The sequence below is a fragment of the Clostridium sp. M62/1 genome (assembly GCF_020736365.1).
Lineage (GTDB): Bacteria > Bacillota > Clostridia > Lachnospirales > Lachnospiraceae > Otoolea > Otoolea saccharolyticum_A.
Genome location: NZ_CP085988.1, coordinates 3812367 through 3827805 on the forward strand (window position 1 = coordinate 3812367; position 15439 = coordinate 3827805).

The window sequence follows — 15439 nt, forward strand, 5'->3', positions numbered from 1 at the left end:
CACCTGCACAGCCGCGCCTTTCCGCAGAAATACTCTCCGCAGAAACGCTTTCCACAGAAACAGAAGAGTCCCCTAAGCGGAACTCTCCATCTTTTCAGGCAGCCTTAAACGGCAGACGCCTGCTCTATCTTCCTCTGATTACCACCTCATAGTCCAGAGGGGTGTAGCCCTCGCGTCCTCTTCGCATAACCGTCACCTTGACGGCGGTTCCCACCTGGTAGCCTGCTATCTGAGTGCTGAGCTCCTTCAGCGTGGCCACCTTGTGTTCCTCAAAGCTCACAATGATGTCCCCGTTCTGCAGTCCTGCCTCGTAAGCAGGGCTGCCGGCAATCACATCCGACACATAGACGCCGGCCGGCATTCCCTCTTCCAGCATAGAGTCGTTTACCTCCTGGCCCTTTACACCGAAATAGGAAACCTCCTCGCCATTTGTCATCTTTTCAAGGATTCCCTTATAATCGGAAATACTCGTAACGGAACTGCCGAAGATCTGACTCTCTCCCTTCAGCGTTTCATCCCGCCAGCCGATCATCTCCCCATCTGTGTTTAAAAGGAAGGTTCCCTTTCCGTCACTGCAGCTTAAGTCCGAGAACAGAATGCGCGACAAGCCGTCTGTCACCGGAATATTTCTGGCCACATAGGTGATCGTTCCATAAACGGAGGAATGGACGATTCCCGCAGGCGCCCCCACGCCAATGACAAAATCTCCCTCTTTTACGGAATAGGAATTTCCCAGAGGGATTACGTGAATCTCCTTCCTGGTTTCAGCATCCACCAGGGACGCATCCACACTGATCACAGCCATCCCCATCACCTCGTCAGTCTGGAGTATGGTCCCCGCAGCCTCAGTGCCGTCAAAAAACACCACATGGATGGAGTCTGCCTGCTCCGCAGCCTCAGCTCTTGTAAGGATTACATAGGAGCCGCTTGTCCTGGCAATCACGGCGCCGGCATAGTAGCCGCTCATCTCAATGGGATTTCCAAAGAGATCGGTCTGCTGCTTACCCGTATTGATGGTGACAATTCCCTTGTCCGCCTGCTGCTCCACCTGTCTGATGCCCTCGTACATGGATGTTAAATCTTCAGCGGAAAACTTATATGTCTCCATATAGGATTTCACCACATCCTCCACAGGCTGTGTCTGGCTCTCGGCAGTTTCCGCCGCTGATGCAGCGGTTTCCTCCGGCAGGGCATCCGGATCATCTCTGTCGAACTGTATAGACGGGCTCTCATTCTCTGTATTTTTCCCCCATCGCCTCTCCGCCCACGGCTTTACCGCCGCAAAGCTCAGGGCTGCCACAGCCCCAAATGCAGCTGCCGACAGGAGGAGAACAGCCGCCCGCGCCGCTATCTGTTTTTTTGTCAGCGGGCGTTTTACTATCTTCTCCCTCATGAACTCGCGCTCGCGGGGAACCTTTTTATCAGGTCCTTCCGTATCTGGCATAATTCTTCTCCTTCATTCCATCTATCTCCTGCACAGAGAGGACAGGAGAATCCAATCTGGTTTCAGTATCCGTCTGTCCGCCCTGTCTGCGGCGGACAACATATATGTATTATACGTTTCTTCCCTGGTGATTGCAAGAATATTGTTATAAAATCAGACGCAAAACGCAGCCGTCCAGGAAAGAGAGAACTGAATCTAGCAATTTCTGTGGCCTTTGTGTTATAATCATCATGGGATTTTGCAACCGCCCGTCTAAATTTTTTAACAGGTGAATGAATATGAATCAGAAAGCATTAAAAACTCTGGAATATTATAAAATAATTGACATCCTGACGGAGTATGCCTCCACTGAGCCGGGAAAGAAGCTCTGCCGTGAGCTTCTGCCGTCCTGCGATTACAGTGAGATTGTACAAAACCAGCAGGAAACCACCGACGCCGTCACCAGGGTGCGGCAGAAGGGCAGCCTGTCCTTCGGTGGTTTGAAGGACATTACAGATTCCTTAAAGCGCCTGGAAATCGGCAGCTCCTTAAATATCGTGGAGCTTCTGGCTGTCAGCTCTGTTCTCACGGTGGCCGCCAGGGCCAAGTCCTACGGCCGCCGGGAGGAATCTGAGCTTCCCGACGACTCCCTGGATGAGATGTTCCGGCTCTTAGAGCCTCTCACCCCCGTCAATACGGAGATCAAGCGCTGTATTCTCTCCGAGGATGAGGTGAGCGACGACGCAAGCCCGGGCCTTCGCCAGGTGCGCCGCCAGATGAAGGTGATCAACGACCGGATCCACACCCAGCTGAACTCTGTGCTCAACTCCAGCCGTACCTACCTGCAGGACGCCGTGATTACCATGCGGGACGGAAGATACTGCCTCCCTGTGAAGGCAGAGCATAAAAACCAGGTTCCCGGCATGGTTCACGATCAGTCAGCCACAGGCTCCACTGTATTTATCGAGCCCATGGCCGTGATCCGTCTGAATAATGAGATGAGGGAGCTGGAAATCCAGGAAAAGCGGGAGATTGAGTTCGTCCTCATGGCCTTGAGCTCCCAGCTTGTCCCCTACACGGAGACTCTCGCAGAGAACCTCTCCATTCTGGCCAGACTGGATTTCATCTTCGCGAAGGCCTCCCTGTCCAGGCACTTTAACTGTACGGAGCCGAAGTTTAATAACAGACGCTACATCAACATCAAGGACGGTCGCCATCCCCTTCTGGATCCGAAGAAGGTAGTGCCCATCAACATCTACCTGGGCGATTCCTTTGATCTTCTCATCGTCACAGGCCCCAACACAGGCGGAAAGACGGTTTCCTTAAAGACCGTGGGCCTCTTCACTCTCATGGGCCAGGCAGGGCTTCACATTCCGGCCTTTGACGGCTCGGAGCTTGCAGTCTTTGACAATGTGTTCGCGGACATCGGAGATGAGCAGAGCATTGAGCAGAGCCTCAGTACCTTCTCCGCTCATATGACGAACATTGTCTCGATCCTGAATGAGGCAGACTCCAACTCCCTGTGCCTGTTCGACGAGCTGGGAGCCGGAACGGATCCCACAGAGGGCGCTGCCCTGGCTGTGGCCGTCCTGACCTTCCTCCACAACATGCAGTGCCGCACCATGGCCACCACCCACTACAGTGAATTAAAGGTCTTCGCCCTGACTGAGCCCGGGGTGGAAAACGCCTGCTGTGAGTTCAGCGTGGAAACCCTGCGCCCCACCTACCGCCTCCTCATCGGTATTCCGGGAAAGAGCAATGCCTTTGCCATCTCGAAGAAGCTGGGACTTCCCGACTATATTATCGAGGACGCCAAGCGGCATATTGAGAAGGAAGACGCGGCCTTTGAGGATCTGCTGGCGAACCTGGAGGAGAGCCGCATAACCATTGAAAAGGAGAGGGAGGAGCTTAGCGCCTACAAGGCAGAGATCGCCCAGCTCAAGCAGAGGCTTACCCAGAAGGAGGAGCGGTTCCAGGATCAGAAAGAGCGTCTTCTCGAGAAGGCCAGAGAGGAGGCCCAGAAGATCCTTCAGGATGCCAAGGACACCGCTGATTCCACGATCCGAAATATCAACAAACTGGCCAACCAGTCCGGAGCTGGAAAGGAGCTGGAGGAACAGCGCTCAAAGCTCAGGAATAAAATCAAGGATGTGGACAAAAAGCTGGCTCCCAAGAAGCCTCAGGCTCCCAGAAAGACCATTTCTCCCAAGTCTCTGAAAATCGGCGACGGCGTGAAGGTGCTCTCCATGAACCTGAAGGGGACTGTCAGCTCCCTGCCCAATGCCAAGGGGGATCTGTACGTGCAGATGGGAATTCTCCGCTCCCTTGTGAACATCCGGGATCTGGAGCTCTTAAACGAATCTTCCATCTCCGGCCCCGGCCTGGAAAGCCATGGCGGCTTAAACGGAGCGGGAAAGAAAGCCGGCTCCCCCATGCGCACGCCGGGAGCCTTCGGAAAGAAGGGCGGCTCCTCCCAGAGCGGAATCAAGATGTCCAAGTCCTTCTCCGTTTCCCCGGAGATCAATCTGATCGGACTTACTGTGGACGAGGCCGTTCCGGAGCTTGATAAATATCTGGACGACGCCTATCTGGCCCATCTTCCCCAGGTGCGGGTGGTGCACGGCCGCGGAACGGGAGCGCTGAGAGCCGGCGTACACCAGCATTTAAGGCGTCTTAAATATGTAAAGGAATTCCATCTGGGCGAGTTCGGCGAGGGGGATTCCGGCGTGACCATTGTTACCTTTAAATAGGACAGAAAGGAATATCATGGCAGAAAAACAGAAAATCCTCATTGTGGATGACGACGAAAATATTGCGGAGCTTATCTCCCTGTATCTGACCAAGGAGTGCTATGAGACGAAGATTGTAGGCGACGGCGAGGAGGCCCTGAAGGTGTTCCCGGTCTTTAAGCCAAACCTCATTCTCCTTGACCTGATGCTTCCCGGCATGGACGGCTACCAGGTGTGCCGGGAGCTGCGCTCCTCCTCCCAGGTACCCATTATCATGCTCTCCGCCAAGGGAGAGATTTTTGACAAGGTTCTGGGACTGGAGCTGGGCGCCGACGACTATATGATCAAGCCCTTTGACTCCAAGGAGCTGGTGGCCAGGGTGAAGGCTGTTCTCAGGCGCTACCAGGCGGCCCCCCAGCCCCAGGAACCGGCAGGTCCGGATCAGAAGGGACAGTATGTGGAATTTCCGGATCTCATTGTAAACCTGACCAACTACTCTGTCATTTACAATGGCCATTCCATCGAGATGCCTCCCAAGGAGCTGGAGCTTTTATACTTCCTGGCCTCCTCACCGAACCAGGTGTTCACAAGGGAGCAGCTTCTCGACCATATCTGGGGATATGAGTATATCGGCGATACGAGAACGGTGGATGTGCATATCAAGCGCCTGCGCGAAAAGATCAAAGATCACGAAAAATGGGCCTTAACCACGGTCTGGGGCATCGGGTATAAATTTGAAGTAAAGCGGTAGGACTGTGTGAATGCCGGGGCGCAGATATGCCCCTGAATTTTGGCGGAAGGGAACAGCCCCGTTTTTTTCTATGGGGCTCTCCCCTTCCGCCGTAATGAAATCTGAATATTACTTTTCATCCGGCAGACAGCCCTCCCGGCTGCCGGACTGAGAATTTAAGAGGTGAAATTCCCATGATCCACTCCCTGTACTATAAATTTATTCTCGGCTATCTCATTTTCGGTTTCCTGGGCTTTGTGACCATCGCCACCTTCTCATCAGACATAACCCATGACTATCTGGTAAAACAGAAGGCGGAGGCGCTGTACGATGAGGCCAACCTGATTGCAGAAAACTGCAGCAATGTCTACACAGGAAAACAGCTGAATCTGGAGGCGGCAAAACCCCAGCTTGAAGCTATGGCATCCTACCTCTCCTCCGACATCTGGATTGTAAACCACGAGGGCACCATCATCATGGACAGCAGCCGCCGACTGACCGGAAGCTCCATTGAAGATTTCGACCCGACGGCTGGAGGCAATAAGCCCTATGCGATTGGAATGTACTACGGAATGTTTTCTGATGAGGTGCTGTCCGTGTCGTCTCCCATAACGGGAAATTTCAACACATACGGCTATATTGTGATCCACATGCCCATGAGCCTGGTGACAGAGGAACAGAACAGTATTCTGAATATTATATACATTACAGCGGGAATTATCTTTGCCATCTCGCTGATCCTCCTGCTCTTCTTCACCAAGACCGTGTATTTCCCGCTGAAAAAAATTACCCGGGCGGCCACGGAGTACGCGGCAGGAAACCTGTCCTACAGTATAGAGCTCCACACTCAGGACGAGATGGGCTATCTGGCCAATACCCTGAACTACATGGCCATGGAGCTGAACAAGATGGAGGAATATCAGCACAAGTTCATTGCCAATGTGTCCCACGACTTCCGCTCACCTCTGACCTCCATCAAGGGGTATCTGGAAGCCATCATCGACGGCACTATCCCGCCGGAGCTGTACGAAAAATATCTGAATATCATCATTGCAGAAACGGAGAGGCTCAACAAACTGACCCAGGGAATGCTGACCTTAAACTCCCTTGACAGCAAGGGCTTTCTGACCCGCACCAACTTTGATATCAACCGGGTCATCAAGGATACGGCGGCCGCCTTTGAGGGCACCTGCAATGCCAAGGGCATCACCTTTGATCTGACGTTCAGTGACTCCATCCAGATGGTTTTCGCGGACCTGGGAAAAATCCAGCAGGTGCTGTACAATCTGATCGACAATGCCATCAAATTCAGCCACGAGGATTCTGTGATCTATATCCAGGTTGCAGAAAAGCACGAGAAGATCTTCGTCTCCGTCAAAGATACGGGAGTGGGGATACCAAAGGACAGCATCAAAAAAATCTGGGAGCGGTTTTACAAGTCCGACCCTTCCCGCGGAAAGGACAAAAAGGGGACCGGCCTGGGCCTTGCCATCGTGAAGGAGATTATTCAGGCCCACGACGAAAATATCGATGTAGTCAGCACCGAGGGGGTTGGAACAGAGTTTATTTTCAGCCTGCCAAAGGCGAATCTGGGGTAAGGCTCGGGTACTCTGTATTATGAGAAAGCCGTCTCTTCTCTCTCCCCGTCTTTTTTCCACATCAGCGTCACCTTGAACAGATCTGCCTCTGTCTCCAGTTCAAATCTTCCTCCCTGGAGCTCCACAAAGCTCCTGGCGATTGCAAGGCCCAGTCCGGAGCCTTCTGTGTTTCTGGACTGGTCTCCCCTCACAAAACGGTCTGTGAGATCACGTCCGTCATCAGACAGCTCCGCGGCAGAGATATTCTTCATGGCAACGCGAACCTCGCCTGTCTTTTCCTGGCCTTCCTCCTCCCGTTCCGTTATCTCGATATACGCCCTGGTTCCCGGCATTCCGTATTTGACAATGTTTATCAGCAGATTTTCAAATACCCGGTAGGTCTTTTCGCTGTCCAGAAGGAGCTTTATCTTTCTGTCCGGCAGCTGAAACCGGAAATCGATCCCGCTCGTTCTCATCCTGTCGTCCAGCTCCAGCCTTACCTGCTTCATCAGGCTTACCACGTCCACCTCCACCAGGTTCAGGGCAATGCTTCCGCTGTTGGCCTTGCTGACCTCAAACAGATCCTCTATGAGTGCTTTCAGCCGCATGGACTTCTGATCCAGGATCTGAATATACGCCTCCCGCTCCTCCTTCGTGAGCTGGGGCTGCTTTAAAAGGTTTACATAAGTAATAATCGCCGTCAGAGGCGTTTTCAGATCATGGGAGACATTGGTTATCAGCTCCGTCTTCATCCGCTGGCTCTTTACCTCCTCCTCCACTGCTTTTTTAAAGCCTGTCCGGATCTTCTGTATCTCATCCCGAAACGGCTCGAACACGCCCAGATCCTCTGTGATCTCCACATCCAGATTTCCCTCCGCCAGCTCATTCGTCGCTCTGAGCAGGATTTTATATTTTTCCTGCATCCGGTCATACAGCCTTCTGAGAATCAGGTACAGGACTGCAGAGTATACGATCAGCCCGAAAATCCCAAAGAACCAGAGACTGCAGAATACAGTGAGAAGGACAAAATTGATTCCCACGATCCTGATAAGCGTCTTTGTGGAGCGCTCCCTCAAATCTATTTTCTCCACCTGTCTGTAGCTGTTCACGGCAAACCTTTTTAAAAACCGCAGAAATGCTCCGGTGAGCGTCCTCTCCCTGAACCATCTGGCCGGTCCCAGGGTAAAGAAGGAGGCAGCCGTCTCCGCCATCCAGAACAGCGTCAGGGCCAGGAAAAACCAGGATGCATAATTGACTGCAGCCAGCACGGTTTCAGCGCTCTCAGGGCTCATCTGGTAATATCCGCCGCTCATGAGAGCCATGCTCTCTCCGCTCAGGGCGGCGCAGGCCATCTGGGGGCCCATCCCGCTTCCCATGGAAATCCCGAAGATCAGAAATCCAGTGAGAACCATCAGCTCAAAGGGCATTTTAAAAATCAGGATGTCCGTCATCTGGAAATACCGGACTGCTGCCAGAAAGAAGGCCAGGAGCACCACCAGCACTGCAGCCCCCAGAGTAATGGCCTCCAGGGCATCCTCCACTCTGATATAGCCAGGCAGAACCCATACCTCATCCTCCATATAGATTACATAGCCTTCGTATGAGGAGCTGTCCCGGCTTTCCACATAGTAATCATAGCCGGGATAGACGTATGTCTCCTCCCCATAGAGGCTCTCCGCACTGCCCGCGTATTCTTCCGGCCCGCTCTCCCATTCCTCTGCAGGCACAATGGTCTTTCCGGCCTGCATCTCCTTTGACAGCCAGGGATAAAAGGCCATCACTCCTCCCGCTACGGCGGCCGCCAGGAAAAGAGCCAGGAAAAGCCCCATAATTCTGCCCTTCAGGTTCCGTCCACAGTTTCTGCCTTCATCCTTTAAAATCTGTTTCTCACTGCTGCTTCTCAATTTTATAGCCAACGCCCCACACCACCTTTAAATATTTTGGATTTCTGGGATTGATCTCGATCTTTTCCCTGATATTTCTCACATGGACCATCACCGTGTCAATATTGACGGCCCGCTCGTTCCATACGCGCTCATAGATCTCCTCCGCCGAGAACACATGTCCCGGATTCTTCATGAGAAGGAGGAGGATCTTAAACTCCATGGGCGTCACCTTCACCGGTGAGCCATCCACAAAGAGCTCCACCGTGTCCTCATTTAACTCCAGTCCGCCGATGCGGTAGACATTTTTATCCTGTTCTTCCTGTCCGCCTGCTTCCTTCTCTTCCAGAAGCTTCATAAACCGGCGGTAGCGGCGAAGCTGGGAATTGACCCGGGCCAGAAGCTCCATGGGAGTGAACGGCTTAGTCACATAGTCGTCAGCTCCCATGTTGAGTCCCATAATCTTGTCGACCTCCTCTGACTTGGCTGACAGGAAGATAACCGGAAAATCATACTGCTCTCTGAGTTTTATGACCATTGTGATTCCGTCCATTCTGGGCATCATAATGTCTACAATAGCCAGATGGATCTCCTCCTTCTCAATCACTCTGAGCCCCTCTATTCCGTCTGCTGCCTGAAATACCCTGTATCCCTGGCCTCTCAGAAAAATTTCGATGCCCTGCCTGATCTCTCTGTCATCCTCCACAATCAGAATGTGCCCTGCATCCGCGCCTGTCTGCTTTTCCATATCCCTTTTCATCTCCGTCTTTTATATTTTCTGCCCCGCGGGACATACTGGCTGCCTGGCCGCCTGTCTTGCCTGTCCCCTCTGCCCGTTCAGGGCCGCAGCTGCCGGAAGCTCTGTATCACAAATACAGCCGCCCGTTTTACCCTGACGGTACCCTGATAAGCTGCCGCAAAATTTCACCTTTTTTATGTTTTTCGGCTCTGTTCTGATTATACTACATTTTTTCCTCTCCTCTGCCGCAAATTGAAAAAACTGAATCACAAGGTTCACTGCCGTTATGCCGGCAAATACGAAAAGCACTGCCGTTATAAGCCCGTCATAATTCATCTCTTCCCCCTCCTCTCTGTCAGTGACAGTATAGCGGGGAAATCTAAACACAGCCTGCATAAAAAACGAAAGAAATTCTAAAGAAAACGAGGCGCGCGCCGCCGGAGCCACGCGAAAAAAGCCGGAAACTGCAGGTGCCTCTCCCCGGCGTCTGCAGCTTCCAGCCTTTTTATTGCGTCTTTTTATTTCCGCTTTTTATTTTTGCTTTCTGTTTTCGCTATCTATTTCCGCTTTTTACTTTGTCTTTCCGTTTTTTCTTTCAGGTTCTGCCTTGTTATTTCTGCTTGTTTATTTCTTTTTATCTCCTGTTTGCCTTCTCGATATGGATGTTTTTGCCCTTGATCCGCGCATCCTTCATGGCCTGAAGCACAATGTCCGCCTGCTCTCTCGGAACTTCCACAAAGGTATACTTATCATACATGTCAATGCTTCCCACCATCTTGCCAGGCATTCCGGACTCTCCCGCGATAGCGCCCAGGATGTCTCCCGGCTTCACATTCTGATTCTTTCCGATGTTGATAAACAGTCTTGCCATGTCATCCCCGCCGGAACGGTTTCCCCGTCCGCCTGATCTGGAGCCTCTGCCGCGGCCGTAATTTCTGTCTCTCCAGTCACCCAGGTCATCCAGGGAGCGCAGAGGACGGGAATCCTCGATAATATCCTCATTATCCTCACCCATGATCATCCGGAGAAGCCCTGCCGCCAGATCAAGGGTGGTATAGTCCTCCTCGAGAACCTTCCTCTCAATAATGTCGATCAGACGATCCATGTCATTGTCCTGGAGGATCTCCTCCGCCTGGCAGAGAATCTTGTCCGCCTTGATCTCTGTCACATCGTCAATGGACGGAATCGGCTGAGGGACAATCTTGGTCTTGCAGTAGCGCTGAATATCCCTGAGCTTGTAGACCTCCTTGCCCACCACAAGGCTGAAGGCCTTTCCCTCTCTTCCTGCCCGGCCGGTACGGCCGATGCGGTGAACGTAATACTCCTCGTCCTGGGGGATGTCATAGTTAAACACAGCCTCCACGTCGTCCACATCGATTCCTCTGGCAGCCACATCCGTTGCCACCAGAATGTCCGTGCGGCCCTTCCTGAAGCCGTTCATGACCCGGTCACGCTGCACCTGCTTTAAATCCCCGTGAAGTCCCTCTGCAAAGTAGCCGCGGCCCTGAAGGGCAAGCACCAGCTCATCCACCTGCTTTTTCGTATTGCAGAAGACGACAGACAGCTTGGGAGCGTACATATCGAGAAGGCGGCACATAACCTCCAGCTTGTTCTTCGGCTTTACATCGTAGTAATACTGGGTTACCTTGGGAACTGTCAGGTCCTTTTTTACTACCTTCACGATTTCCGGATCCTTCTGGAACTTCTTCGCAATCTCGGCAATAGCCTGCGGCATGGTGGCGGAGAACATCACCGTCTGCCGTTCCTCGGGCAGTTCGCTTAAGATGGTTTCCATATCCTCCAGAAAGCCCATATTGAGCATCTCATCCGCCTCGTCCAGGACAACGGTGTGTACCTGGCCAAACTTGATGGTCTTTCTCCGCATGTGATCCATCACCCGGCCCGGCGTTCCTATAATCACCTGCACGCCATCCTTTAATGAGCGGATCTGCTTTACAATTTCCTGACCTCCGTAAATGGGAAGTACCTTGATCCCGTGCATGTATTTTGCAAGATTTCGGATCTCCTCAGCCACCTGGATTGCCAGCTCTCTGGTAGGGCAGAGCACAACTGCCTGCAGCTTTTTATTTTTCGGATCGATCTTTTCCAGAAGGGGGATACCAAAGGCGGCAGTCTTTCCTGTTCCCGTCTGGGCCTGCCCGATAATATCCTTTCCCTCCAGCTCCAGTGGAATCGCCTTCGCCTGAATCGGGGACGCCGCCTCAAACCCCATGTCCGTCACTGCCCGCAGAATCTTTGCGTCCAGGTTTAATTCTTCAAATCTGATTGTTTCCATTCTGTTCCTTTCTAAAGCTACCGTCTGGGGGCTGCCCTTCCTGCCGGACAGCCTCCCCTCTTATTTTTACCTGTCTAAAAGTTTCGGAAAACTTTTGTAAAGCATACTGTCCTTAATCGAACAAAGAATCCTGCTCTGCAGGATTCTCCGCCTGCGGCGGGGCTGCAAAGCAGCCGTATTCCTTTCCAACCCAGTGCGTTCCCGCCCGGCGGGCTTTTTATTTAACAGGAAATTCAACAGAATTTCCTGTTAAATAAAAAAAGATTCAAGACCGTTTCAGTTCTTGAACCTTCCCGCTTTTACGTCCAGTTTACTATATCAGAAAATCTTATTTCTGTCAATCACTGGACGAACGCGTCAACTGTGCTATAATAACAGTATCACCATCGTTCGGTTTCCTGAAGCAGACAGCAGAAAGCCAGGACTTCAATCGTCTGTCTGCCAGGATTCTATCTTCCAAGGAGGTGTTTTTATGTCTGTTGGAGCAGTAAAAAAATGTCTGATCTCCGGGGTTTTCTGCCTGCTGGCTGCCGGGACTTTTGCCGTCCCTGCCTACGCCCACCATGGCAGAGGAACCTGCTGTGGGGAAGAGCAGAGAGCATTATGTCCGGCGGTCTGCAGCTTTGAGGACTGTGAGGAAACGGGACTTCACTGGCACGGCGATTCCGTTTACTGCACAGGTGCCCATGAGAACGGATACTGCGACGGTTCCTGTGATGGGGCAGGAGGCGGCACATACTGCCGTCCCGGGCAGAACAGTCCCGGCGCAAACGGACATCACAGACATTGCCGAAACTGAATTCAGAACAGGTCCAAAATAAGTTTCCGGCTGTGTTCAGAGGATAAATACGAGGCCTGAGCGGCAGAAAGACAGCCTGCTTCCCAACAGAAGAGAAGGGAAGCAGGCTGTCGTCTTATTTTTCTTTATAGGCCTGTCGTCTCTACTCTTTCGGCAGCGCACTCCTGTCCGTCACCCGGCCTATGGCCAGTCCTGCAATTCCCGGCAGGATCCATCCGAGTCCCAGGCTGTAGCCGGGTAGAAGAACCATCATATCATTTACTCCCGGGATAGCGATCCCGGCGCCCCAAGAGGCATAGAACACGCTCACGATTCCCGTAAACAGGACGCCCAGGCGGTACATTCCTCTCGTTGCAGTTTTTAAGAAGGAGAGGAAAATAAGCATAATGGCCACCGGATAGATGGCGTTCAACACCGGGGTAGACAGGGCAAGGATTCTGGTCAGGCCTGCATTGGCCACCACAACGCTCACCGCTGCAAAGAGAAGCACCCACATCCTGTATTTCAGCACCGGGATAAGCTGACAGAAAAATTCGCTGCAGCAGCTCAGGAGCCCGACGCAGGTATTCAGGCAGGCGATAAAAAAGATCACACCCAGGATCGCCTCCCCTGCGCTTCCGAACATGGTTCCGGCTGCAAAGGTCAGCACCTTGGCCCCATTGTCAAGGCTCTGGGCAGAAGGCCCTGCCTTGATTCCGGTGTAGGCAAGGGCAATGTATACAACCGCAAGCAGAACGCCGGCAATCAGTCCGCTCCTGATTGTGGAACTCATCACTGCTTTCTCGCTTTTCACCCCAATCTCCCTGATATTCAGAGAAATGACAATGCCAAAGTTCAGAGCGGCAATGGTATCCATTGTCTGATATCCCTCCAGAAATCCACTTACAGGTGCAACCCCGCTGTAAGCGGCCGCAGGCTCAGGCGCTGTCTGACCGGCTGTAAAAAGGCTTCCTGCAAAAAGAAGAAAAATCAGGCATAAGAGTACCGGACAGAGAATCTTTCCAAGCCTCTGGGTCAGTCTCTCCGGATTGAGAGCCAGAAGTGCGGCTATGAAAAAGAATCCGACAGAATATATGAGCTGCCACACTGCCGTCCCCTGCCCGTCTCTGAGAACCGGAAGCACTGTCATCTCAAATGAAGTGCTGGCCGTTCTGGGAATTGCCAGACACGGACCGATAGACAAATAAATCAGGATAGTAAATACTCTGGCAAAGGCAGGATGAACCCTCCCCGCCAGCCTGTCAAGACCTCCTGAACGTGATACGGCAATCACTCCCAGCACAGGAAGTCCCACCGCGCTGACCAGAAAACCCAGAAGGGCCGGCCACACTGCCGTCCCCGCCTGGGCTGCCAGAAACGGCGGAAATATCAGGTTTCCTGCTCCAAAAAACATAGAGAACAGAGTAAGCCCCACGATCAGGAGCTTTCTTCCCCTCAGTGCTTCATTCATATCATTCTCCCCTTTTCCTTTGTTTCAGTCTTAACTTATTCTATTTCCTTTTGCCTCTCCATGCCCTTATTTCCTGGACGGCTCTCGGGCATGCAGGCACATATAACCTACATTATAGGCGTACTCTCTTTCCTTTGCAAGCAGTTTTCTTCCTTCACGTTTTTCTGCCTTTCGCCCTGTCTCCCAGCTGCTCATTAACCCAGGCAATCCATCCTCCAAACCCGCTCCAGGCATAGGGGAGCAGCATAAGAAAATAACAGACCGTGTACTGCCCTTTCGCCTCCCAGAACAGGTGGAACAAAAATCCCCCGATAAAAATCACCGCAAAGATAAGCCCTTCAAATCTCACTCTGCCCCCCTTAAAGATTACGAACAGAAGCGCTCCCCCGTAGATCAGGCTCTGCAGCGCGTTGCACAGCTCCCAGTAGATTTCGTTCGCCCATCCTCCTTCCCTGAACAGTGAGCGGGTAAACGACGGAAACAGCCACCCCGGCCCCTTCACCTCCTGAATCCAGAGACTCTGGAAGGTGGGCTCTGCCCAGACAGACTGAATCTTTTTCTCAAAAAAATCGGCCGTATAATCAGGGTGTTCCAGAAAATACTGGACAGTCATAGCCAGATCCCGCTCCACGGCAGCCTGAGTCAGCTCCGGATCCTCATGGTTGTCGAGATAAATATATACATTATAATTGTTGAACCAGCCGGGGGCGCGGCTGCCATCCTGAAGTCCCATCTCCAGCCAGATTATCATAGGGGGCCCTCCCTCCACCGGATGTCCGGCTGCCGCAGAGAGCCCAAAGAGCACGGCGCTGTGGCTGATAACATAAAAAGATACCGCCAGGACAGCCCCCAGCAGGGAGGCGGCCCTCCGCTTAAATACTGCATCTGCCGCAAAGAAGATTACCATAGCCGTCAGCACGATCAGGTAATTGGATTTAAGCAGAATAGCTGCCGCAATAGAGAGGGCCGAGAGGAGCAGATTTTTTCTTCCTCCGCCCCTCAGAAAACATCTCTGGTACCAGAGAGCTGCCGCAGAACAGGCAAATCCCGGAACTGTACTGTAAGCAAATGTAAAATAGAAGGAAAACGGAAGGAAGGCAGACAGGAAAAGCGTCAGTCCATATCTGCGCCTGAGCGGGAGAACTTCCTTCGCCAGCATTCCCGTATAATACATTCCGGCCGCCAGAAAAGCTACATTTAAAATCTGCCAGAGAAAAGCCGTGTTTTCCCCCGCTATCAGCGCCAGCAAAGCCGCGTACAGAATCTGCCCGTTCTGGTGGGGATAGGTGTAGGCATACCCCTCACAGCTGTAACCGCTGTACTTAAAACCGATGGGATTCCACGGCGACATATCGCCTTCTGCCAGGGCCTTTCCAGAATCCACTACCAGCCTCTGATCTGACGCGGGGGCAAAGAGCATCCCCATAATCCAGATCAGGTACAGCCCGGATAGAATCGTCATCCAGCGTTTATACTGAATCCTGTTCAGTGCAGGACAGAGGCGGCTTCCGTTTTCCTGCTCCCTGGTCAGAATCACTCCCGCAGCGGTGACGACTGCGAATACGAACAGGTGAAACAGCGGTGAATCTGTATAAAACCTCACCTTCTCCGCCCCGCCGTAGACGGTTGCGCTTCTCGTCACACTGAAAAAAAGAAGCAGCAGCAGAATCAGCGAAAATATAAAAAGTACTACAATTACCGCTGCATCCTCCAGGCAGGTTCTCTGCTCCCGGATATTTTCAGACTGTCTCCGCCTGCAGCTGCCGCGCATTTTTCCTGAAAATGTACCTTTCTCCATCTCCGTTCTTCAAAT

At 52.4% G+C, this 15439-nt stretch carries 11 protein-coding genes; 4 read left to right on the forward strand and 7 right to left on the reverse strand.

The features are described from left to right. Positions 1–124 precede the first annotated feature (124 nt). Entirely contained in the window at positions 125–1444 is a 1320-nt protein-coding gene (locus LK436_RS17720) for a S1C family serine protease (RefSeq protein WP_008399143.1), read from the reverse strand. Between the two features lie 278 nt (positions 1445–1722). Between LK436_RS17720 and LK436_RS17725 the strand changes: the two genes are divergently transcribed. The 3 genes from LK436_RS17725 to LK436_RS17735 all read left to right on the forward strand — a co-directional run bounded on the left by LK436_RS17725 (position 1723) and on the right by LK436_RS17735 (position 6480). Further along, positions 1723–4173, forward strand: coding sequence for an endonuclease MutS2 (locus LK436_RS17725; RefSeq protein ID WP_044931791.1), 2451 nt, complete (start codon positions 1723–1725; stop codon positions 4171–4173). A 16-nt stretch (positions 4174–4189) separates the two neighbouring features. Next, positions 4190–4903, forward strand: coding sequence for a response regulator transcription factor (locus tag LK436_RS17730; protein ID WP_008399139.1), 714 nt, complete (start codon positions 4190–4192; stop codon positions 4901–4903). A 173-nt stretch (positions 4904–5076) separates the two neighbouring features. Next, entirely contained in the window at positions 5077–6480 is a 1404-nt protein-coding gene (locus tag LK436_RS17735; protein ID WP_008399135.1) for a sensor histidine kinase, read from the forward strand. Between the two features lie 17 nt (positions 6481–6497). Here LK436_RS17735 and LK436_RS17740 read toward each other — a convergent pair whose 3' ends face one another. From LK436_RS17740 to LK436_RS17755, 4 genes are all read right to left on the reverse strand, one after another. Next, complete coding sequence (locus LK436_RS17740) at positions 6498–8375, reverse strand: sensor histidine kinase (RefSeq protein ID WP_049932414.1); 1878 nt, start codon at positions 8373–8375, stop codon at positions 6498–6500. Beyond that, positions 8347–9090: a response regulator transcription factor gene (locus tag LK436_RS17745; RefSeq protein WP_044931790.1), complete on the reverse strand. Its 744-nt coding sequence runs from the start codon at positions 9088–9090 to the stop codon at positions 8347–8349. The genes LK436_RS17740 and LK436_RS17745 overlap by 29 nt, the downstream gene beginning before the upstream one ends. A 21-nt stretch (positions 9091–9111) precedes the next feature. After that, the gene (locus tag LK436_RS17750; protein ID WP_021965494.1) at positions 9112–9417 is read right to left on the reverse strand and encodes a hypothetical protein; all 306 of its coding nucleotides are present in this window, start codon (positions 9415–9417) and stop codon (positions 9112–9114) included. Between the two features lie 298 nt (positions 9418–9715). Then, positions 9716–11377 carry a DEAD/DEAH box helicase gene (locus LK436_RS17755; protein WP_008399129.1) on the reverse strand — a complete coding sequence of 554 codons (1662 nt, stop codon included), beginning with the start codon at positions 11375–11377 and terminating at the stop codon, positions 9716–9718. 472 nt (positions 11378–11849) lie between these two features. Between LK436_RS17755 and LK436_RS17760 the strand changes: the two genes are divergently transcribed. Next, entirely contained in the window at positions 11850–12176 is a 327-nt protein-coding gene (locus LK436_RS17760; RefSeq protein WP_008399125.1) for a hypothetical protein, read from the forward strand. Positions 12177–12318: 142 nt separating this feature from the next. On the opposite strand, the gene brnQ is transcribed toward LK436_RS17760, so the two are convergent. Further along, positions 12319–13626 (reverse strand): branched-chain amino acid transport system II carrier protein, encoded by a 1308-nt coding sequence (gene brnQ / locus LK436_RS17765; protein WP_008399121.1) that lies wholly within the window; start codon positions 13624–13626, stop codon positions 12319–12321. Between the two features lie 154 nt (positions 13627–13780). Continuing rightward, positions 13781–15424 carry a hypothetical protein gene (locus LK436_RS17770; protein ID WP_008399120.1) on the reverse strand — a complete coding sequence of 548 codons (1644 nt, stop codon included), beginning with the start codon at positions 15422–15424 and terminating at the stop codon, positions 13781–13783. Positions 15425–15439 lie beyond the last annotated feature (15 nt).

What these genes read in the sequence shown, in the direction of transcription:
- LK436_RS17720 (WP_008399143.1), bottom strand. Translation starts at nt 1,444, where the DNA reads ATGCCAGATACGGAAGGACCTGATAAAAAGGTTCCCCGCGAGCGCGAG.
- LK436_RS17725 (WP_044931791.1), top strand. Translation starts at nt 1,723, where the DNA reads ATGAATCAGAAAGCATTAAAAACTCTGGAATATTATAAAATAATTGAC.
- LK436_RS17730 (WP_008399139.1), top strand. Translation starts at nt 4,190, where the DNA reads ATGGCAGAAAAACAGAAAATCCTCATTGTGGATGACGACGAAAATATT.
- LK436_RS17735 (WP_008399135.1), top strand. Translation starts at nt 5,077, where the DNA reads ATGATCCACTCCCTGTACTATAAATTTATTCTCGGCTATCTCATTTTC.
- LK436_RS17745 (WP_044931790.1), bottom strand. Translation starts at nt 9,090, where the DNA reads ATGGAAAAGCAGACAGGCGCGGATGCAGGGCACATTCTGATTGTGGAG.
- LK436_RS17750 (WP_021965494.1), bottom strand. Translation starts at nt 9,417, where the DNA reads ATGAATTATGACGGGCTTATAACGGCAGTGCTTTTCGTATTTGCCGGC.
- LK436_RS17755 (WP_008399129.1), bottom strand. Translation starts at nt 11,377, where the DNA reads ATGGAAACAATCAGATTTGAAGAATTAAACCTGGACGCAAAGATTCTG.
- LK436_RS17760 (WP_008399125.1), top strand. Translation starts at nt 11,850, where the DNA reads ATGTCTGTTGGAGCAGTAAAAAAATGTCTGATCTCCGGGGTTTTCTGC.
- brnQ (WP_008399121.1), bottom strand. Translation starts at nt 13,626, where the DNA reads ATGAATGAAGCACTGAGGGGAAGAAAGCTCCTGATCGTGGGGCTTACT.
- LK436_RS17770 (WP_008399120.1), bottom strand. Translation starts at nt 15,424, where the DNA reads ATGGAGAAAGGTACATTTTCAGGAAAAATGCGCGGCAGCTGCAGGCGG.